General features: G+C 72.6%; 16 protein-coding genes and 1 pseudogene. 11 read left to right on the top strand and 6 right to left on the bottom strand.

The features are described from left to right. Positions 1-209: 209 nt before the first annotated feature. The 7 genes from HS041_RS07085 to HS041_RS07055 all read left to right on the top strand — a co-directional run bounded on the left by HS041_RS07085 (position 210) and on the right by HS041_RS07055 (position 6,062). Positions 210-893 (top strand): hypothetical protein, encoded by a 684-nt coding sequence (locus HS041_RS07085; protein WP_196439679.1) that lies wholly within the window; start codon positions 210-212, stop codon positions 891-893. Next, positions 893-1,612, top strand: a complete 720-nt coding sequence (locus HS041_RS07080) for a thymidylate synthase (RefSeq protein WP_230878453.1) — start codon at positions 893-895, stop codon at positions 1,610-1,612. Before HS041_RS07085 ends, HS041_RS07080 begins: the two co-directional genes overlap by 1 nt. After that, complete coding sequence (locus tag HS041_RS07075; RefSeq protein ID WP_196439678.1) at positions 1,515-2,303, top strand: HAD-IA family hydrolase; 789 nt, start codon at positions 1,515-1,517, stop codon at positions 2,301-2,303. The genes HS041_RS07080 and HS041_RS07075 overlap by 98 nt, the downstream gene beginning before the upstream one ends. 62 nt (positions 2,304-2,365) lie before the next feature. Next, on the top strand, positions 2,366-3,337 hold the full coding sequence (locus tag HS041_RS07070; protein ID WP_196439677.1) for a 2-hydroxyacid dehydrogenase: 972 nt from the start codon (positions 2,366-2,368) through the stop codon (positions 3,335-3,337). 116 nt (positions 3,338-3,453) lie between these two features. Beyond that, positions 3,454-4,287, top strand: a complete 834-nt coding sequence (pyrF, locus tag HS041_RS07065) for an orotidine-5'-phosphate decarboxylase (protein WP_196439676.1) — start codon at positions 3,454-3,456, stop codon at positions 4,285-4,287. 102 nt (positions 4,288-4,389) lie between these two features. Next, positions 4,390-5,235 carry an inositol monophosphatase family protein gene (locus HS041_RS07060; RefSeq protein ID WP_196439675.1) on the top strand — a complete coding sequence of 282 codons (846 nt, stop codon included), beginning with the start codon at positions 4,390-4,392 and terminating at the stop codon, positions 5,233-5,235. 173 nt (positions 5,236-5,408) lie between these two features. Beyond that, positions 5,409-6,062: a Pr6Pr family membrane protein gene (locus tag HS041_RS07055; protein ID WP_196439674.1), complete on the top strand. Its 654-nt coding sequence runs from the start codon at positions 5,409-5,411 to the stop codon at positions 6,060-6,062. Between the two features lie 3 nt (positions 6,063-6,065). Here the strand turns inward: HS041_RS07055 and HS041_RS07050 are convergent, their stop codons facing one another. The 4 genes and pseudogenes from HS041_RS07050 to HS041_RS07035 all read right to left on the bottom strand — a co-directional run bounded on the left by HS041_RS07050 (position 6,066) and on the right by HS041_RS07035 (position 12,555). Continuing rightward, positions 6,066-8,285 carry a heavy metal translocating P-type ATPase gene (locus HS041_RS07050; RefSeq protein ID WP_196439673.1) on the bottom strand — a complete coding sequence of 740 codons (2,220 nt, stop codon included), beginning with the start codon at positions 8,283-8,285 and terminating at the stop codon, positions 6,066-6,068. A 302-nt stretch (positions 8,286-8,587) separates the two neighbouring features. Next, a pseudogene (locus HS041_RS07045) lies at positions 8,588-8,791 on the bottom strand (heavy-metal-associated domain-containing protein); the annotation flags it as partial. 145 nt (positions 8,792-8,936) lie between these two features. Further along, positions 8,937-9,944, bottom strand: coding sequence for a DUF8832 domain-containing protein (locus HS041_RS07040; RefSeq protein WP_196439671.1), 1,008 nt, complete (start codon positions 9,942-9,944; stop codon positions 8,937-8,939). Positions 9,945-10,074: 130 nt separating this feature from the next. Continuing rightward, on the bottom strand, positions 10,075-12,555 hold the full coding sequence (locus HS041_RS07035; protein WP_196439670.1) for a GcvT family protein: 2,481 nt from the start codon (positions 12,553-12,555) through the stop codon (positions 10,075-10,077). Positions 12,556-12,629: 74 nt separating this feature from the next. Between HS041_RS07035 and HS041_RS07030 the strand changes: the two genes are divergently transcribed. Further along, a complete protein-coding gene (locus HS041_RS07030; RefSeq protein ID WP_196439669.1) occupies positions 12,630-13,655 on the top strand; it encodes a phosphotransferase in 1,026 nt (341 codons plus the stop codon). Continuing rightward, a complete protein-coding gene (locus HS041_RS07025; protein WP_196439668.1) occupies positions 13,609-15,150 on the top strand; it encodes an amino acid permease in 1,542 nt (513 codons plus the stop codon). The genes HS041_RS07030 and HS041_RS07025 overlap by 47 nt, the downstream gene beginning before the upstream one ends. Before the next feature lie 16 nt (positions 15,151-15,166). Here the strand turns inward: HS041_RS07025 and lipB are convergent, their stop codons facing one another. Both lipB and HS041_RS07015 read right to left on the bottom strand, forming a co-directional pair. Then, on the bottom strand, positions 15,167-15,802 hold the full coding sequence (gene lipB, locus HS041_RS07020; protein WP_196439667.1) for a lipoyl(octanoyl) transferase LipB: 636 nt from the start codon (positions 15,800-15,802) through the stop codon (positions 15,167-15,169). Positions 15,803-15,859: 57 nt separating this feature from the next. Then, positions 15,860-16,516: a hypothetical protein gene (locus tag HS041_RS07015; RefSeq protein ID WP_196439666.1), complete on the bottom strand. Its 657-nt coding sequence runs from the start codon at positions 16,514-16,516 to the stop codon at positions 15,860-15,862. A 232-nt stretch (positions 16,517-16,748) separates the two neighbouring features. On the opposite strand from HS041_RS07015, the gene HS041_RS07010 reads away from it, so the two are divergent. Both HS041_RS07010 and HS041_RS07005 read left to right on the top strand, forming a co-directional pair. Then, positions 16,749-18,767, top strand: coding sequence for a sensor histidine kinase (locus HS041_RS07010; RefSeq protein ID WP_196439665.1), 2,019 nt, complete (start codon positions 16,749-16,751; stop codon positions 18,765-18,767). Next, positions 18,760-19,413, top strand: coding sequence for a response regulator (locus HS041_RS07005; RefSeq protein ID WP_196439664.1), 654 nt, complete (start codon positions 18,760-18,762; stop codon positions 19,411-19,413). The genes HS041_RS07010 and HS041_RS07005 overlap by 8 nt, the downstream gene beginning before the upstream one ends. Positions 19,414-19,447 lie beyond the last annotated feature (34 nt).

Raw genomic sequence — 19,447 nt, 5'->3', positions numbered from 1 at the left:
CCTCGGAAGAGAGCCCCGCTCTTCTCCCTCCGTGAAGGATCCCCGTTCTTGGCAGAACCTCCCTATAGAGGCTCTGAGCTTGGCAAAGTTATCCAAGATAAGTCGGTAAAACCCGCGCGTCGAGCTGACAAGTGCGTCAAAATTTTCTTACTGGGAAAGTTCACCAACCCGCGAGGCTGGGGCCCCCGATGAAGAAGATGTTGCCGCGTATGAGCGCGGAGTCGCTGCCGGAGAGACTCGACAACCTGCCCGTGGACTCCAAGGAGTTCCTGCAACTGGTGTCCGTCGATTTCACCGGGACCTACAACGTCTATCTGTCGGCCAAGGACGAACGCCTCAAGATGACCCGGCTCTCCATGAGCCTGCTCTCCGCGCCCTTCGCCGCCGCCATCGCCCTGGCCAGCACGCAGGTGGTCGATCCCCTGGCGCTCACCTCGTGGGAGAAGATCCCGGAATACCTGTTCGCGACGGTCGTGGCGTTCGGGCTGCTCAGCGTGCTGCCGTTCCTGCGGCTGATCGAGGCGGTCAACGCGCACATGCGCACCGCCCGGGCGCTCAACAACTTCCGGCTGCTCTACGTGGTCCAGCTCAAGGACCACTTCTCCGCTCTCGGCTGGTCCCCGAACCTGCCGGTGGACCCGCGCTACCCGGAGACCTACGCGCCGCTCGCCTGGCCGGGGATCAACGTGCTGATGCTCTCCGTGGTGAACAGCGCCTACATCGCGGTCGGCACGCTCGGCCTGTTCGGCGCCGACCCCAACCCGGCCGTGCTCATGGTGGTCATCGCCCTGCTCGCGTCGGTCCACTACTTCGTCTACTACGTGCGGGCCAACGTCTCGCGCCAGCGCAGGCTCCCGCAGAACCCGTTCCATTTCCCCAATGTGGAGACTTGATGGCAGACCTCCTCCGATTCGCGTCCTGTGGGGAGACCTGGATTTGGCTCATGCGCTACATAAGGGAGTACGGCAGGCCCGCCGACGACGACCGGGGCCCGGTCATCGAGGCTCCGGCGGTGTTGTTCGAGATCGACGATCTCGGCTGGGACGACCCCGTCCTGGAGACCCACGGCGACTCGGGGAAGATCTCGCTGTACGCCAGCAAGTTCAACGAGGTCACCGTCGTGCCGCCCTTCAAGTACAGCTACGGCGGCCGGCTCCGCCGGCTCCTCGGCGTGGACCAGCTCCGCTGGGTCACCGACATGCTGCGCGCGAAGCCGTACAGCAAAAGCGGCTGGATCTCACTGACCGTGCCCGGCGAGCAGCCGGACGCGGTGCCCTGTCTGACCAGCCTGGCCTTCCGGCTCCGCGAGGGCAAGTTGGTGATGACCGCGACATTCCGCTCGCAGAATGCCTTCACCTGCTACCTGAACTACGTCCCGCTGCGTAGTATCCAGTGCGAGGTCGCGGACGATCTCGAAGTGGGATGTGGGTCAATGAGGGTTTTCGTCGACGTTCCACACATCTACGCCGTGGATGTGGAGAAAGTCGAGGAGATCCTCCGGCTGTCGGAGCACGATGAGCTCGGCGAGGGAGAGTCGTTACCGGGTCCTGCTGGTCGATCTGGACGGGACCGTGGTCGACTACGCCCGGACCGAGGCCGGTGCGCTTCGTGAGGTTCACCACCGCTTCTTCCGGAGCGGGCTGAGAGCCTTCCTGCACGACTTCCACGCCGCCAACGAACCCCTCTGGGCCGCCTACCGCGAACGCCGCATCGACCTGGCCGAGCTGCGGCTGGAACGCTGGGCCCGGCTGGGCGCCGGACCCGCGGTGGCGGCCGCGTTCGAGGAGGCCCTGGGCCGCAACGTCGCCCTCTTCCCGGAGGCGAACAGGGCCCTGCGGCGGCTCTCGCGGCACTTCCGGCTGGCCCTGGTGACCGACGGCATCGCCGAGGTGCAGCGGGCCAAGCTCCGCCGTACGCGCATCGGGAGGTTCTTCGAGCACGTGGTGATCGCGCCCGAGGTCGGCCTGCGCAAGCCGGACGGCGCGCTGCTCCACCACGCCCTCTCCCTGCTGGAGGCCAAGTCCGACGAGTCCCTGATGGTCGGCGACTCCCTGGCGGGCGACGGCGGCTGCGCGCGGGAGGCCGGAGTGGACTTCTGCTGGGTCGACCGCGCCCGCGCCTCCCGGGCCGCCGGTGCCGCCTCCGGGGTTCCCGTCCGCTGGACCGTCCCGGACCTCGGCGCCGTCCGGCGCTCCGTCACCGCCCCGGGGCCCGGGGCCGTCAGGCGCTCCGTCGCCTTCTCCGCCCCGGTCATCGCCGCCCTCGCCGCCTCCACCGCGGAGAGCGCCGCGGACGCCCTGTGAAGAACGCCGCGGAAGCGGCGGAGAAACGCCGTGGAATCACCGACCCGCCAGGAGCCTCCCCCATGTCTCTCAAGAACGTGCTGGTCGCCGTCGCGCCCCATGTCGGCGGCCGCCAGGCGGGGTCGGCGCTCGGCGCCCTCTTCCCCGGGCAGGCGAAGGTCACCGTGGTGGAGACCCTCGACGAGAACCCCGAGGCGCTGCGCGAAGCCCACGTCGTCCTCACCGCCCTGGTCCCCGTCACCGCCGGCCACCTCGACGCCGCCCCCGCCCTGGAGCTGGTCCAGTGCTCCAGCCACGGCTACGAGCACGTCGACGTGGCGGCGGCCAGGCGGCACGGCGTGCCGGTGTGCACCATCGGCTCCAGCGACGCCGAGCTGCACAGCGTCGCCGAGCAGACCTTCGCGCTCATGCTCGCCCTGGCCAAGCAGCTCGTCCCGGCCCACAACGCCCTGGCCGGAGGCGAGTGGGCCCTGCCCCGGCTGCGCGGCTCGCTGACCGAGCTGTCGGGCAAGACCCTGGGCATCGTCGGCCTGGGGACGATCGGCCGGGAGGTCGCCCGCCGGGCCGCGGTGTTCGGCATGTCCGTGGTGTACGCCTCCCGCACCCCCGCCGCCCCGGAGGTGGAGGAGCGCCTGGGCGCGCGGCGGCTGCCGCTGGAGGAACTGCTGCGCGTCTCCGACTACGTGAGCCTGCACGCATCGCTGAACGACTCGACTCGCAGCCTCCTCGACGCCGGCCGGCTGGCCCTGCTCAAACCGACCGCGTTCGTCGTGAACACCGCCCGCGGCGCGCTGATCGACCAGGACGCCCTCGCCGACGCCCTGGAGCAGGGCCGTCTCGCCGGGGCGGGGCTCGACGTCTACGACCCGGAGCCCCCCGGCCCCGGCCTGCGCCTGCTGAAGGCTCCGAACGTCGTGCTCTCCCCGCACGCCGGAGGCGTGACCCGGGAGGCCGTGGTCCGCATCGCCCTCGCCGCGGTGCGGAACGTGACCGAGCACCTCGGCGGCGGGGAACCGCTCGACGTCGTGAACTGACCGCCGGTCGGCCCGGTCGCCGCCGGAGGCGGTGCCGCCGGCCGGGTCGTCTCTCCCGCGGACCGGGCGCGCCCTGCCGCGTGCCCCCGGACCGGGTCCTGGCATGCTGGGGTCTCATGACGTCATTCGGGGAGCGGCTGCGGTCGCGCATCGACAGCCGGGGTCCGCTGTGCGTGGGGATCGATCCGAGTACGGCGCTGCTGCGCGCCTGGGGGCTGGACGACTCTCCCAGCGGGCTGGAGAAGTTCGCCCGCTCGGCGGTCGAGGCGGTGGCGGACCTGGCCCCGGTGGTCAAGCCGCAGTCGGCGTTCTTCGAGCGGTTCGGCAGCCGGGGCGTCGCCGTCCTCGAGTCGGTGATCGCGGACGCGAGAGCCAGGGGCGCACTGGTGATCATGGACGCCAAGCGGGGTGACATCGGCAGCACCACCGCCGCCTACGCGCAGGCCTACCTCGACCCGGCCGGTCCGCTCGCGGCCGACGCCGTCACGGTCAGCCCCTACCTGGGCTTCGGCTCGCTCCGGCCGATGGTGGACACGGCGCTGGCCCACGGCGCCGGGCTGTTCGTGCTGGCCAGGACCTCCAATCCTGAGGCGGGCGAGGTACAGCTCGCGACGGGCCCGGACGGGCGGACCGTGGCCGCCACGGTCATGGACCACGTCGCCGGGCTGAACCGCGGCGCCGCCCCGCTGGGCTCGATCGGCGTGGTGCTCGGCGCGACCCTGGACGACCCCGGCTACCCGGTGGAACGCCTGGGCGGCCCGATCCTCGCCCCCGGCGTGGGCGCGCAGGGCGCCACCTTCGCCGACGCCGCCCGCCTCTTCGCCGGGGCCCGGCGCGACGTGCTGCCCTCGGTCTCCCGCGCCGTCCTCGCCGAGGGGCCCGACCCCGCCCGCCTCCGGGCCGCGGTCTCCCGCCTGGGCGCCGAAGCCCGCGAGCACCTGTCCGCCTGAACCCCGCCGCCCGCGCGTCCGCCCTCCGCGCCTTCGCCGTACGCGTCCCTTGAGGTCCGGAGGCGGCGGCCGTACGGCGGGCCCGCCGACCGAGGAGCCCCCGTGACCGACCAGCAGGATCGCACCGCCGTGGCCGACCGGCCGGATCTCGCCGCGGTGAGCGGCGAGCTGGATCTCGCCGTCCGCACCGCCGTGGCCGCCGGGCGGCTGATCGCCGAGTACTCGGCGGAGGGCGGTGCGCTCGCCGACTACAAGGGCGGGTTCGAGCCGGTCACCGTGGCCGACCTCGCCTCCGACGGACTGATCAGGGACGCCCTGGCCGGACGGCGGATCCTGTCGGAGGAGAGCTCCTCCGCGACCTGGGACTTCGGCGGCCCGCTCTGGGTCGTCGACCCGCTCGGCGGCACCGCCGACTTCTCCCGGAACCACCGGTGCGTCTCGGTCTCGATCGCCTTCGCCGTCGACGGGGAGGTCCTGGCCGGAGTGGTGCACGCGCCGTTCCTGGACGAGACCTTCACCGCGGTCAAGGGCGGAGGGGCCCACCTCAACGGCCGGCCGATCACCGCGGGGGCCCCGGAGGGCCTGGGACGCTCGGTCGTCGGCACCGGCTTCCCGCACGACCGGTCCGACGTGGAACCCCTGGTGGAGCGGGTACGGCGGCTGCTGACCCATTGTGAGGACATCCGCCGTTCCGCCTCGCCCGCGCTGGACGTCTGCTGGACGGCCTGCGGCCGCCTCGACGCCCACACCGAGGACCTCCGTCCCTGGGACGTGGCCGCCGCCGGGCTGATCGCCGTCGAGGCCGGAGCCCGCCGCGGCACCCTGCCACCGGGAGAGCCGGGGACACTGGAAACCGCCGGCGTCCTGCCTCCCGACCTGAACGGCGAGGGCTTCGTGGTGGCGGCCCCGACGATCTACGACGACCTGGTGGCCCTGCTGTCCGGTTGATCCGGAGACTTCGGACCTTCACCACCCGCAGGCGTCACCGGCTGATGACCGTGATGTCATCGATGTCCGAGGTCAGCACGATGGCGGGTCCCGGTGCAAGGCGATGGAACCACCTCAACGATCCGATGGCCCTGCTGTCTGATTTACGCATTACCGGCCAGTATGGTGTGCGCGTGAACGGGACGAACGCGTATCGAATCGTGCTGGTGGCCGTGGGCCTGGCGGGGCTCGTCTGCACCTGGTGGCCCGCCTCCGATCCGCTCGGCCCGCCCGTCTACTTCACCGTGCAGAGCAACATCATGCTGGTGGCCTACTACCTCTGGCTGCTGTGGCGAGGGGTCCCGTCGGCGCTCCTCAAGGGCGCGGTGACCCTCTTCATCTCGATCACCGGCCTGGTCTTCCACTTCGTGCTGATGCACGGCGCCAGCCCGCTCGGCATGCTCCCGGACGGCCGGGGCGACGACGTGCTCGACATGGGCAACCTGCTCCTGCACTACGTGACGCCGATCATGGCCGTCGCCGACTGGCTGGTCTTCGACCGCGCCCTGCGCCCGTCCTGGACCGTCCCCCTCGCCTGGCTGGCCTATCCCGGCCTCTACCTGGTCTTCGCGCTGGCTCGCGGCACCCTGCTCGACCCCGGAACCGAGCGCCGCTACCCGTACCCGTTCCTGGACGTGGACGAGCTCGGCTACGACGGCGTCGCCCTCCAGGCCGTCGTCCTCACCACCTTCTTCGCCGTTCTCGGCTACGGCCTCGTCGCCCTGCACCGCCTGGCCTCCCGCACGGCGAGGCCCCGGGTCCCTCGGGAACCCGGGGCCTCGATGTAGGGCTCATCTGAAGCGGCGCAGGCGCAGGCTGTTGCTGACCACGAAGACCGAGGAGAACGCCATCGCCGCACCGGCGATCATCGGGGTGAGCAGGCCGAGTGCCGCCAGCGGCAGGGCGGCCACGTTGTAGGCGAAGGCCCAGAACAGGTTGCCCTTGATCGTCGCCAGGGTCCGCCGCGACAGGCGGATCGCGTCGGCCGCCACCCGCAGGTCACCGCGGACCAAGGTCAGATCGGAGGCCTCGATCGCCACGTCCGTGCCGGTGCCCATCGCCATGCCCAGATCGGCCTGGGCCAGCGCGGCGGCGTCGTTGACACCGTCACCGACCATCGCGACCGTACGGCCCTCGGCCTGCAACCGCTTGACCACCTCCACCTTGTCGGCGGGCAGCACCTCGGCGATCACCTCCTCGATGCCGACCGCGGCGGCGACCTGACGGGCCACCGTCTCGTTGTCACCGGTCAGCAGCACCGGGCGCAGACCCAGCGTGCGCAGGGCGGCGATCGCCTCGGCCGAGGTGGGCTTGACCACGTCGGCGACGGTGAGCACCGCGCGGGCCGCACCGTCCCAGCCGACCGCCACGGCGCTCTCGCCCCGGGCCTGCGCCGCGGCGAGCTCGCGCTCCAGACCGGCGGGCAGGTGCTGAGACCACTGGGCCAGCAGCCGCGGCCGGCCCACCAGCACGGCGTGGCCGTCCACGAGGCCCTGCACACCGAGCCCTTCGACGTTGGCGAAGTCCTCGACCGCGGCGGTGGAGGCCGCGGCGCGGGCGATCGCCTGGGCGATGGGGTGCTCAGAGGCCGACTCCAGCGCCCCGGCCAGGCGCAGCACCTCCTGCCGGTCGGTGCCCTCGGCGGTGAAGACGCCGGTGAGGGTCATCGTGCCGGAGGTGACGGTGCCGGTCTTGTCCAGCACGACGGTGTCGATCCTGCGGGTGGACTCCAGCACCTCGGGGCCCTTGATCAGGATGCCGAGCTGGGCGCCGCGGCCGGTGCCGACCATCAGCGCGGTCGGGGTGGCCAGGCCCAGCGCGCAGGGGCAGGCGATGATGAGCACCGCGACCGCGGCGGTGAAGGCCGCGGCCGCCCCCTCACCGGTGCCCAGCCAGAACCCCAAGGTGGCCGCCGACAGGGCGATCACGATCGGGACGAAGATCCCGGAGATGCGGTCGGCCAGGCGCTGCACCTGGGCCTTGCCGGTCTGGGCGTCTTCGACCAGCCTGGCCATCTGGGCGAGCTGGGTGTCGGCGCCCACGCGGGTGGCGCGCACCACCAGGCGTCCGCCGGCGTTGACGGTCGCGCCGACCACGGTGTCGCCGGGCCGCACCTCCACCGGCACCGACTCGCCGGTCAGCATGGAGGCGTCCACCGCCGAGGAGCCCTCCTCCACCACGCCGTCGGTGGCGATCTTCTCGCCGGGCCGGACCACGAAGCGGTCGCCGACGGTGAGCTCGTCGACCGGGACGCGTTTCCCGGAGGCCAGGGTGACCTCTTTGGCGCCCATCGACAGCAGCGCCCGCAGCGCCGCACCGGCCCGCCGCTTGGAGCGGGCCTCGAAGTAGCGTCCGGCCAGGATGAAGGCGATCACGCCGGCGGCGGCTTCGAGGTAGATGTTGCCTGCCCCGTCGCCTCGGGTCAGGGCGAAGGCGAAGCCGTGTTTCATGCCGGGCGTGCCCGCCGTGCCGAGGAACAACGCCCACAGCGACCAGCCGAAAGCCGCCAGCGTGCCCAGCGAGACGAGGGTGTCCATGGTGGCGGCGCCGTGGCGCAGGTTGGTCCAGGCGGCCTTGTGGAAGGGCCAGCCGCCGTAGAGCACGACCGGCCCGGCCAGGGCCAGCGACAGCCACTGCCAGTGGGTGAACTGCAGCGCCGGGATCATCGCCATCGCGATCACCGGGACCGACAGCACGACGGAGACGGTCAGGCGCTGCCGCAGCGGCGCGAGCTCGTCGCCTCCGCCCTGCGCCTCCTCCCCGCTCTCCTGCCGCACGGCGGGCAGCTCGGCGCTGTAGCCCGCCTTCTCCACCTCGGCGACCAGGTCCTCGGGGCTGACGTCCCCGGTGTAGACGACCTTGGCCTTCTCGGTGGCGTAGTTGACCGTCGCGCTCACGCCGTCGAGCTTGTTGAGTTTGCGCTCGATCCGGTTGGCGCAGGAGGCGCACGTCATGCCGCCGATGGCGAGCTCGATCTCGCCGCCGCCGGCGGGCGGCCTGGTGGTGGTCATGGACATCGCTTCTCCCGTTACTCGTCTCTCAATGGTGCGCGGCCCGGAGCCGCGGGGGGTAATCGGGGCCCGCCCCGCCTCCCGGGAGCCCGGCTTCCAGGAGGCGGGGATCAGGGGCCGCGGACAGGGAGGACCCTGCGAGGACCCTGCTCGGCTGACAGTGCTGCCGGCGGTGCTGCCGGCGGTGCTCACGAGCAGGCCGTCCGGGTCCCGGGGACCGGGCCTTCCGGCCGGTCTCAGGAGCAGCAGCCCGAGCCGCAGCAGGCGTCCGCCTCGGCCTCCTCGGCCGGGGCCCCGGCCCTGCCGGCCAGCTCGTAGCCCGCCTCGTCCACCGCGGCGCCCACGGCCGTGTCGTCGAGCGGGGCGCCGCTGGTCACGGTGACCAGCTTGGCGGTCAGGTCGACGTTCACCCCGGTCACGCCCTCGATCTTGCTCACCTCGGCGGTGACCGAGCTGACGCAGTGGCCGCAGGTCATACCCTCGACGCGGTAGGTGGTGACGGTCATGGCTCTCGCCTTTCTATCGACGGTTCCGAGGCCCTGGGAACGGGCCCGGCTGGATGGACTCCGGTGGGCGGCGCTCCTCGCGGCGGACGCGGCCGGTGGCTTCCCCGCCGCGATGAACACCTCACCCCCGTAGGGTATTTCCTGGTCAGTGGTCGTGGTCACCGGGGTCGTGCGAGCCCTCCGGGGACGGGGTCGCCTCGGCGTCCTCGGTCGCAGGACTCCCGTCCGCCTCCGGAGCGTCCTCGCCGGCCGGGACGGCCGCGGCCGTCCCGGCGGTCGCGGTGAACTCCGCGGTCCGCACGGTGCCGCCGTGCTTGAAGTCCAGGAAGAGGCGGTAGGCCCCCGCGCTGGGCACCTCGGCGTAGAAGGTGATGCCGGGGCCGGGCGCGGTCCGCCCGTCGCCGGGCTCGCCGTCGGGATGGACGTGCAGGTAGGCCAGGTCCCCGTCGCGCAGTGCGACCAGGTGGCCGTAGGCGCCGAGGTAGGGCTCCAGATCGGTGACCGGCTTGCCGTCCTTGCTCACCGAGAGCGTGAGCCTGCTCGTCCGGCCGGGAGCCAGGTCTCCGGCGAGGGCGACCGTGTAGCCGTCCACGGCGGCGGTGCGGACCGGGGCGGCGAGCGGCTCGGGCCGGTAGTCGCCGGGGGCCGACAGGTCCATGCCGAGCGTCATCCCGTCCGCCCCCTCCGGGGCGAAGTCGGCGAAGGCGCGGTACTCCCCCGCCTCGGGCAGGGTCAGCGGGACCGACCAGACCCCGCCGCCCTTCTCCTCCGGGTGGAGGTGCTGGAACCCGGACAGGTCCCGGCGGACCACGATGAAGTGCAGCTTCTTGTCGTGCTCCGGGGTGAAGCGGGTGACCGGCCGGCCGTCGGGCCCGGTCACCGAGAAGCGGAAGTCCACCGGCTTGCCCGGTTCGACGACGTCGGTCCGGGGCACCAGCGTGTAGCCGGCCGCCGAGACCTGCAGGCCGCCCGGAACCGCGGGCTTCTCCGCCTCCCCGCCGGTCTTCGACGGGCTCGCGGAGTGACCCGCGTCGTGGGAGGCCGCCGCCGGCGTCTCCCCGACCGGGCCGACGACCCGGCCGACGCCCAGCGCCCCTCCGAACACCGCCGCCAGCCCGAGCACGTATGCGCCCACCTTGGTTGCGCCGTTCATCTTCTCTCCCCTCGTTGATACCCCTATGGGGTATCTTCATGCCCCTAGAGTGCCACACCTCTCTTCGTTTCGCAACCCCCGGGGGGTATGTGGAACGGATCACCCGGCGGCGGCCGGCGGCGCGGCGCGCTCAGGCCGGGAGCCTCCTGACCCGCTCGGCGGCCGGGTCGTAGAGGGGTTCGACGGCGACGACGGCGTCCACCCAGGTCCCGGTGACGCCGACCTGGACCCGGGTGCCCGGGGCGGTTCCGGAGGGCAGGTAGGCGTAGGCGATCGAGCGGTCCACCCGGTGGCCGTACCCGCCGCTCGTCACGCGGGAGGCGGGCTCGCCGCCGAGCCGTACCGGCTCGCCGCCCAGGCAGACCTGCCGGGGATCGTCGAGGACCAGGCAGAAGAGCGTGCGGGAGGGCTCCGCGAGCGCCTCCCTGCCGAGGAACTCCTTGTCCCGGGCCACCGCGAAGCCCAGGCCCGCCTCCAGCGGGGTCGTCTCCGGGGTGATGTCCAGGCCCCAGACCCGGTAGCCCTTCTCCAGGCGCATCGAGTCGATCGCCCGGTACCCGGCCGGGCGCATGCCGTACGGCGCGCCCGCCTCCATGAGCGCGTCCCAGAGCGTCAGGCCGTACTCCGCGGGGCAGTACAGCTCCCAGCCGAACTCGCCGACGAACGTCACCCGCTGGGCCAGCACCGGGACGCTGCCCACGCTGATCTCCCGGGCCTTCAGGTAACCGAAGGTCAGGTCGTCGGGCGAGAGCTCGCCGAGGATGTCCAGGGCACGCGGACCCCACAGGCAGTAGCAGGCGTACGCCGAGGTGACGTCGCGGACCTCCAGGCCGTGGCCGCGCAGCCAGGCGGCGTCGTGCACGCCGAAGGCGGTCCCGGTGACCAGGCGGAAGCGGTCGGCGGCCAGCCGGGTGACGGTCAGGTCGGCCTCGATGCCGCCGCGCGCGTTCAGCAACTGGGTGTAGACGACCGAGCCGACGGGCCGGTCGAGCCGCCCGGCGCAGGCCCGCTGGAGCCCTTCGAGGGCTCCGGGCCCCGCGACCTCCAGCTTCGCAAACGAGGTCTGGTCGAACAGCCCGGCCGCGTCCCGCGTGGCCAGGCACTCGGCCCGTACGGCGGGCGACCAGACCCGCCCGGCCCAGCCGAGCGGCCGGGTCTCCGCAGCGCTGTCCGGCGGGGCGGCCGTCGTGCCGTCCGCACCGGCCACCGGCTCCGGCGCGGCGTTGCACCCGAACCAGTTGACCCGCTCCCAGCCCGCCTTCTCGCCGAACGCCGCGTCCAGCTCCGCGTGCCGCACCCACGCGGGAGAGCGGCGCAGCGGGCGGGCGGCCGTGCGCTCCTCGCCCGGGTAGACGATGTCGTAGTACTTCGAGTAGGAGTCCAGGGCCCTGGCCCGGGCCCAGGACGCGGAACGGGCATGGCCGCCGAAGCGGCGCAGGTCCATGCCGAAGACGTCGTACTCGGGGGAGCCGTCCACGATCCACTCGGCCATGACCTTGCCCACGCCGCCCGCCGCGGCCAGGCCGTGCACGCAGAACCCGGCCGCCGTCCACAGGCCGCGCACCGCGGTCTCGCCCAGCAGGAACTCTCCGTCCGGGGTGAACGCCTCGGGGCCGTGCACCGCCTTCGCGATCCCGGTACGGCCCAGCGCCGGGACCCTCCGGGTCGCCGACTCCCACGACTCCTGGAATTTCGGCATGTCGGCGGGGAACAGCGTCCGGGGCTCGGCCAGCGGCGCGGGCGTGTCCCAGACCTCGGGGGTCCGGATGTACCCCCCGACGAGGATCCCGCCGGCCTCCTCCCTGAAGTAGACGATGTTGTCCGGGTCCCTGACCGTGGGCATGGATGAGGGGACCCCGAAAGGCTCGGTGACGACGTACTGGTGCTTGATCGGAACGACCGGGATGTCCACCCCCGCCAGCCGCCCGACCCGCCCGCTGGCCGCCCCGGCGGCGATGACGACGACGTCGGCCCGGACCGTCCACTCTTCCCGGTCCGGCTGCGCTCCTCCCGCCCCCTCCCGCCCCGCACCGGCCGCCAGCCGCACCCCCGCGATCCCGCCGTTCACGACGTCGAGGCCGACCACCTCGGTCCCGGTTCGGATCCGCACGCCCAGCTTCTCCGCCCCCGCCGCCAGCGCCCTGGCCAGCAGCGCCGGGTCGAGCCAGCCGTCGCCCGGCAACCAGAGCGCGGCCCGCACGTCCGCGACCTCCAGCAGCGGCGACAGCTCCCCCGCCCGCGCGCCGGAGAGCACCTCCAGGTCCAGCCCGTAGGTCTCGGCGGCCCCGGCCAGGCGCAGCGACTCCTCCACCCGCTCGGGCGTGGTCGCCAGGCGGAGCCCGCCGACCCCCCGCCAGCCGGGGTCGAGGCCGGTGAGCTCGGCCAGCTCGGGGTAGAGGCCGGCCGAATACATGATCATCTTGGTCTGGGTGACGGTGGAGCGGAGCTGGCCCACGAACCCGGCCGAGTGCCAGGTGGTGCCCTCGGTGAGCTCGTGCCGCTCGACCAGGAGCACCTCGCCCCAGCCGAGCCTCGCCAGATGGTAGGCGACGCTGCAGCCGGCCACCCCGCCGCCGATCACGACGGCCCGCGCGGAGTCGGGAAGTTTCAAGACCGGAACCTCTCTGTAACGACTCGTCCGCAGAATCGGATCAATGGTCTGAAGGTAGGCCAAAGGAGCCCGGCATGCCAGATGTCCTCACCGCCGTCCACGAAGCCGTCCTCGGAGCCGTCCGCGAATGGGCCGGGCAGCCCGTCGCCGAGACGCCCATCAAGGGCGGGCTCAGCCACCGGATCTCCCGGATGGACGCCGCCGACGGGCAGCGCTGGCTGCTGCGGATCCTCGACCCCCGCGTCTCCGCCGCCGGGCTCGGCATCCCCCTCGACCAGGAGATCGCCAACACCCTCCGGGCCGCCGAGGCCGGGGTCGGCCCGCGGGTCCTGCACCGGATGCCCGGCGCCCTGCTGCTGGAGTATCTCGACGGCGCGACCCTGGACGCGCCCGCCGTGCGCGCACTGCCGGGACCGGTCGCGGCGGCCTGCCGCCGCCTGCACGCCGGCCCCCGCTTCGTCAACGACTTCTCCGTCTTCCGGAAGCTGGAGGAGTTCCTCGCCCTCTGCCGGGCCCACGGCCTGCGCGTCCCCACCGGTTACGAGGACAGTCTGCCCGCGGCCGCCGAGATCGGACGGGCGCTGGCGGCCGACCCGCTGCCGGCCGTACCGTGCCACAACGACCTGCTGCCGGAGAACTTCATCCGCTGCGGCGCGGACGTGAAGATCGTCGACTACCAGCTCTCCGGGAACAACGACCCGGCCTTCGAGCTGGGCGACATCGCCGCGGAGGCGGACTACGACCCCGACCTCACCTGCCAACTGAGCCGGGCCTATTTCGGCGAGGACAGCCCACGACTGGAGGCCCGGGTCCGGCTCAACCTCATCATGTCGAACCTCACCTGGACCCTCTGGTTCTCCGTCCACCACGGGCTGCTGAGGGAGCAGGCGGCCGCCGCCGACTTCGACTACGAGGCCGAGGCGGCCGACAAGTTCGCGCAGGCCGTACGGGACCTGGACGATCCGGGCTTCGGGCGGCTGATCGACGACGTCCGGGGCTCGCGCCCCGGGTTCCCCACCCCCCGCACAACGCAAGAAACGCAAGGAGGCTTGAATGACCGAGCCGACCCCGGCGGACGAGGACGCGAAACGACTCGCTGAACTCGGCTACAAGCAGGAGCTCTCCCGCACCTGGAGCGGCTTCTCGAACTTCGCCATCTCCTTCTCGATCATCTCGATCCTGGCCGGATGCTTCACCACCTTCGGCCAGGCCTGGAACAACGGCGGGCCGATCGCCATCTCCTGGGGCTGGCCGCTGATCTCGATCTTCATTCTGATCATCGGCCTGTGCATGTCGGAGCTGGTGTCGGCCTATCCCACCGCGGGCGGCATCTACTGGTGGGCCGCGAAGATGGGCAGGCCGGTCCACGGCTGGTTCACCGGGTGGTTCAACCTCATCGGCCTGATCGCGGTGACCGCCTCGGTCGACTACGGCTGCGCGACGTTCATGAACATCACGATCAACCGGTTCGCCGAGGGCTTCGAGGTCTCGCTCGGCAACACCTTCATCCTGTTCGCGGTGATCCTGGTCCTGCACGCGCTGATCAACGTCTACAGCCACCGGCTGATCTCGGTCCTGCAGAACGTCTCCGTCTACTGGCACGTGTTCGGCGCGGCCGCGGTCGTGCTCATCCTGGTCTTCGGCCCGGACTCGCACCAGTCGATGTCGTTCGTCTTCACCGAGACGATCAACAACTCCGGCTTCTCCGACTCCTCCTACTGGTTCTACGTGCTGCCGCTCGGCTTCCTGCTGACGCAGTACACGATCACCGGCTTCGACGCGTGCGCGCACGTGTCGGAGGAGACCCAGGGCGCCTCCACCGCCGCCGCCAGGGGCCTCTGGCAGTCGATCTTCTACTCGGCCATCGGCGGCTGGATCCTGCTGCTGGCCTTCCTCTTCGCCGCCACCGACGTCGAGGCGGTCAACGCGGCGGGCGGCTTCGTGGGCGCCATCTTCGAGTCCGCGCTCCCCGGCAACCTGGCCACCGCGATCTTCGCGATCTCCACCGTCGGCCAGTTCTTCTGCGGCATGAGCTGCGTGACCTCGATGTCCCGGATGACCTACGCCTTCGCCCGGGACGGCGCCATCCCCGGCTGGCGGCTGTGGTCGCGGGTGGACGCCAACCGCACCCCGGTCAACGCGATCGTCTTCGGCTGCACGGCCGCGCTGATCCTCACCCTGCCGGCGCTCTACGAGGCGCCGAACGGGCTGCCGCTGGCGTTCTACGCGGTCGTCTCGGTCGCGGTCATCGGGCTCTACCTCGCGTTCCTGATCCCGATCTGGCTCCGGCTGCGGATGGGCGACCGCTTCGAACCCGGACCGTGGACGCTGGGCTCGAAGTACAAGGTGATGTGCTGGATCGCGATCGTCGAGATCGCGGTCGTGTCGGTCTACTTCATCATGCCGCTGGTCCCGCAGGCGGTGCCGTTCGGTGAGGGCTTCACCTGGACCGCGGTCAACTACGCGCCGATCGTGGTCGGCGTGATGGTCCTGGCCGTGGGCCTGTGGTGGAGGCTGTCGGCCCGGCACTGGTTCACCGGGCCGCGCCGCACGATCGACGAGGTGCCCGAGGGGGACGTCAAGCCCGTCGGCTGAGCGCTCCCCTCGCCCGTCAGCCGGCCTCGAAGGCCTCCGCCACCGCGGCCCGCACCCGGTCCATCGGTACGGCGGAGGTCTCCCGGGCCAGCGAGGTCATGTCCACCTCGGGCATGCCGCACGGCACCGCCCAGTCCCACGGGGACAGGTCGCCGTCGACGTTGAGGGCGAACCCGTGGCTGGTGACGCTCCGGCTCTGGCGCATGCCGATCGAGACGATCTTCCGGCCGGTCCCGGTCGTCCACACCCCGGTGAGCAGCTCCGAGCCGGGCGGGGTGTCCCGGCGCTCGGCCGGGACGCCCAGCTCGGCCAGGGCGCGGACGAGCCGGAGCTCGACCTCGCGCACGTAGTCGACGATCCCCTCGCCCTCGCCGAGCTTGACGATCAGGTAGCCGACCAGCTGGCCGGGGCCGTGGTAGGTGAGCTGCCCGCCGCGCCCGGTGCTCACGACGGGGATGCCGCGGGACGGGTCGGGCAGGTGCTGCTCCAGCGTGCGCCTGCCGACGGTGTAGACCTGGGGGTGGCTGAGCAGCCAGAGCGTGTCCGGCCGCTCGTCGCGCTGCCGCTCGCCGACCAGGTCGGCCATCCGCTCCATGGCCTTCTCGTAGTCGACCAGGTCGTCCTGGATCAGGGACAGGGGGCGTTGCCTCATGCCCCGAGTCTATTTTCCGCGGGAGTCTCCCCGTCCCGGGACCCGGGAGACGCCCCGTCACCGCCGCGGGAGCGCGAGCCCGGGACGCCAGGCGAGGAGGGCGCCGAGGGCCGCGTAGCCGACGAGCAGGTGGGCGCCGCCGACCCAGCGCGAGACGTCGTCGCCGAACACGGCGAACACCGGGACGGTCACCACCGCCCAGCTCTCGGCGAGCAGCGGCCACCAGCGCAGCGGCCCGCGCCACCGCCCCGCCACCGCGAGCTTCACACCGATCACGAACATGCCGAGCATGGACAGCGGCCAGAACGCGTCCAGGGCGGCCAGCCACGCGCTGTCCCGGTGGGCGTCGGGCAGCACCCCGTGCAGCAGCGACCAGACGGAGGCGAGCGCCAGCAGGACCGCCTCGACCTTCAGCATGTTCCGGGCGAACCACGTGACGCCGGTCGCCATGGTCCTGGCCTGCGCGGTGAGCAGGGCGAACACGCCGAACTGGAAGGCCAGCCCGGTCAGGTCGCCCACGCGCCCCTCGAAACCGCCGGCCGTGGTCCCGTACAGGAAGATGCTCGTCGCCCAGAGCGTCGCGCCGGCGGTGAGGGTGAGGCCGAGGCGACGGACGGTGCCCGGCGCGACGGACGGCGGCATCCCGCCGGCGGGCGGGTCGGCGGGCACGTCGGTGCGGGCCCTGGCCGGAGAGGTGCTGACACGAGCGTCCATGGGGATCGGATCCTTTCCGGGGCGCCGGGTGCGCCCTCGTGGAACCAGGTTCGGCGCGGCGCGCCCCGGGCCGGCAGAGTCCGGCGCCCCGACGTTCCGGGACGTGCCCCGGGACGGCGAGCGGGACAGGAGTCCCGGGACATATCGCCACAAATCGGGTGTAATGCATGTTGTGACGAACACGGGAGGCATCCGGCCGGCCTTGACTCCGGCTTCGGCTTCGGCTCCGGCCATGGCCGCGGCCGCGATCGCGGCGGTGACGGCGGCGGCGACCGTGGCGCTGGACGTCAGGGGCGCGCACGTGCGGATCCCCGCCTCCGCCCAGCTGGAGCCCGGCTGGCCGACCACGCTCGCCGGGCTGGCGCAGCTCGTGCCCGGCGTCCTGCTGCTGCACCGGCTGCCGCGCCACCCCGTGGCCTGGGTCATGACCGGGTTCGGGATGTTGTGGATGCTCGACGCCCTCGCCTCGAGCTGGGCGGTGCACGCCGTCTACGTGTCGCCCGGCGCGCCGGGGGCCTCGGCGGCCTACTGGTTCTACGCCCGCTTCGGGGCGTCGCTGATGCTCGCGCTGCCGGTGCTCATCCTGCTGTTCCCCGACGGGCGGCTGCCCGCGGCCCGACTGTGGCGCGGGCTGTCGCTGGCGAGCCTCGCGCTGACCGGGCTGCTGACGCTGCTGCTGGTGACGGCTCCGGCGGCGGTGCTGGTGCGCTTCCACGCGGCCGCGCTGCCGCCGGAGATCGCCCGGCTGGATCTCGACCCCTTCGTCGTCGCGTTGCCGTACGCGTTCTGGGAGCCCGCGCTGCGGATCGCCTACGTCGGCGCCCTGGTGAGCCTGGTGGTGCCCTTCGCGGTGACGGTGCACCGCTACCGGGCCGCGGGCCGGGAGCGGCGGGCCCAGATCCGCTGGCTGATGTGGGCGGCACTGGTGGACATGCTCGTGCTGCTGCTGCCGTTCCGGGTGCCTCCGCAGCTCCCGACGCTGCTGTTCGGGCTGTCCATCGCCGTCACCTCCGCCGCCGTCCTCGTCGCGGTCACCAAGTACCGGCTCTACGACGTAGACCGGCTGCTGTCGGCCACCGTGACCTACGCCCTCCTGGCGGGCATGGTCGTGCTGGTCGACGTCGCGGTGTTCACCGCGGCCGGGCGGGTGCTCGGCGAGCGGGACTCCGCGCTGACCGCGATCGCGATCGTCGCGGTGCTCTACGCACCGCTGCGCACCCGGCTGGCGCGGGTGGTGAGGCGGCTGGTGCGCGGGACCCGGGACGACCCGTACGCGGCGGTCTCGACCCTGGCGGAGCGACTGGAGCTGGCCGCCGACCCCGACCGGCAGCTCCTCGCGGTGGCCGCGACGCTGACCGAGGCGTTCCGGCTGTCCTACATCAGGGTCGAGATCGAACAGCCGGGCGGGAGCCGTTCCGTGGTGGAGCACGGCTCGCCGCGCGGCCCCTCGGTGACGCTGCCGGTGGCCTACCGGGGCGAAGTGGTGGGCCGGCTGCTGCTGTGCCGCACCGACCTGACGGAGCGCGACCAGCGGCTCCTCGGCGACCTCGTACGGCAGGCCGCGGCGGCGGCGCGCGCCAGCGAGCTCAGCACCGACCTGCAGCGCATCCGCGCCCGGCTGGTCGTGGCCCGCGAGGAGGAGCGGCGCCGGCTCCGCCGCGACCTGCACGACGGCCTCGGCCCCAGCCTCGGCGCGGTGGCGCTGCGCATCGAGGCCGCCAGGAACCTGGCCGCGACCGCACCCGACCGGGCCGACCGCATCCTCGCGCAGACGGCCGCCGACGTCGGTGGCGTCCTGAACGACGTGCGCAGGCTGGTGCACGACCTGCGGCCGCCCGCCCTGGACGAGCTGGGCCTGCTGCGCGCGATCGAGCAGCAGGCGGACCGCTTCCGCTCCCCCGCGCTGGACGTCGTGGTCGGCGGCGAGGGAGCGCTGGAGAGGCTGCCCGCGGCGGTGGAGGTCGCGGCCTACCGTATTGTGTCGGAGGCGCTGGCCAACGTGGCCAGGCACTCGGGCGCCGCACGGTGCGAGATCACACTCGCCGCGCGGGACGGGAGCCTCGACGTGACGGTACGCGACGACGGCTCGGGCATCAGGCCGGACGTGACCGCCGGCGTCGGCATGCTCTCGCTCCGCGAGCGCGCGATCGAACTGGGCGGCGACTGCGAGGTCGGCTGCCCCCCGGAGGGCGGGACCCTGGTCAGGGCGCGGCTCCCGGCCGGACGGGCGATGGAGGTCGCAGATGTCTGACGAGGCGATCCGGGTACTGCTGGCCGACGACCACCCGGTCTACCGGGACGGCCTCGCCCTGCTGCTCGGCTCGATTCCGGGCATCGAGGTGGCGGGCACGGCCGCGAACGGGCTCGAGGCCGTGGAACGGGCCGTCGAGCTGCAACCGGACATCGTGGTGATGGACGTGAGCATGCCGGTCCTGGACGGCATCGAGGCCACCAGGCGGATCACCGCCGCGAGCCCGCACATCGGGATCGTGGTGCTGACGATGTCGGAGGAGGACGCCACGCTGTTCTCCGCGATGCGCGCGGGCGCGCGGGGCTACCTGCTCAAGGGCGCCGGGCAGGCCGAGATCGTCCGCGGGATCACCGCCGTGGCCCACGGGGAGGTGATCTTCGGTCCCGGCATGGCCCGCCGCGTGGCCGACTTCTTCACCGGCGTCACGGCGGCCCCGGACGAGGCCGTCTTCCCGCAGCTCACCCCCAGGGAACGGGAGATCCTCTCACTCGTCGCCGCGGGGCGGTCGAACGCGCAGATCGCCTCAGCGCTGTTCCTGTCGCCGAAGACGGTGCGCAACAACGTCTCGAACATCTTCGCCAAGCTGCACGTCGCCGACCGCGCCGAGGCCATCGTCCGGGCCAGGGACGCCGGGCTGGGCCGCTGACCGCGGGGGGCGATCGCGGGGAGCGGGAGCGGCG

This window comes from Planomonospora sp. ID67723, assembly GCF_015711605.1.
In the GTDB taxonomy this organism is placed as follows: Bacteria; Actinomycetota; Actinomycetes; order Streptosporangiales; family Streptosporangiaceae; genus Planomonospora_A.
This window is presented reverse-complemented; position numbering and strand designations above follow the sequence as displayed.

Coding starts and splice junctions, on each gene's coding strand:
- HS041_RS07005 (WP_196439664.1), top strand. CDS start 18,760: ATGTCTGACGAGGCGATCCGGGTACTGCTGGCCGACGACCACCCGGTC.
- HS041_RS07015 (WP_196439666.1), bottom strand. CDS start 16,516: ATGGACGCTCGTGTCAGCACCTCTCCGGCCAGGGCCCGCACCGACGTG.
- lipB (WP_196439667.1), bottom strand. CDS start 15,802: ATGAGGCAACGCCCCCTGTCCCTGATCCAGGACGACCTGGTCGACTAC.
- pyrF (WP_196439676.1), top strand. CDS start 3,454: ATGACGTCATTCGGGGAGCGGCTGCGGTCGCGCATCGACAGCCGGGGT.
- HS041_RS07010 (WP_196439665.1), top strand. CDS start 16,749: ATGGCCGCGGCCGCGATCGCGGCGGTGACGGCGGCGGCGACCGTGGCG.
- HS041_RS07085 (WP_196439679.1), top strand. CDS start 210: ATGAGCGCGGAGTCGCTGCCGGAGAGACTCGACAACCTGCCCGTGGAC.
- HS041_RS07070 (WP_196439677.1), top strand. CDS start 2,366: ATGTCTCTCAAGAACGTGCTGGTCGCCGTCGCGCCCCATGTCGGCGGC.
- HS041_RS07050 (WP_196439673.1), bottom strand. CDS start 8,285: ATGACCACCACCAGGCCGCCCGCCGGCGGCGGCGAGATCGAGCTCGCC.
- HS041_RS07025 (WP_196439668.1), top strand. CDS start 13,609: ATGACCGAGCCGACCCCGGCGGACGAGGACGCGAAACGACTCGCTGAA.
- HS041_RS07030 (WP_196439669.1), top strand. CDS start 12,630: ATGCCAGATGTCCTCACCGCCGTCCACGAAGCCGTCCTCGGAGCCGTC.
- HS041_RS07075 (WP_196439678.1), top strand. CDS start 1,515: ATGAGCTCGGCGAGGGAGAGTCGTTACCGGGTCCTGCTGGTCGATCTG.
- HS041_RS07080 (WP_230878453.1), top strand. CDS start 893: ATGGCAGACCTCCTCCGATTCGCGTCCTGTGGGGAGACCTGGATTTGG.
- HS041_RS07040 (WP_196439671.1), bottom strand. CDS start 9,944: ATGAACGGCGCAACCAAGGTGGGCGCATACGTGCTCGGGCTGGCGGCG.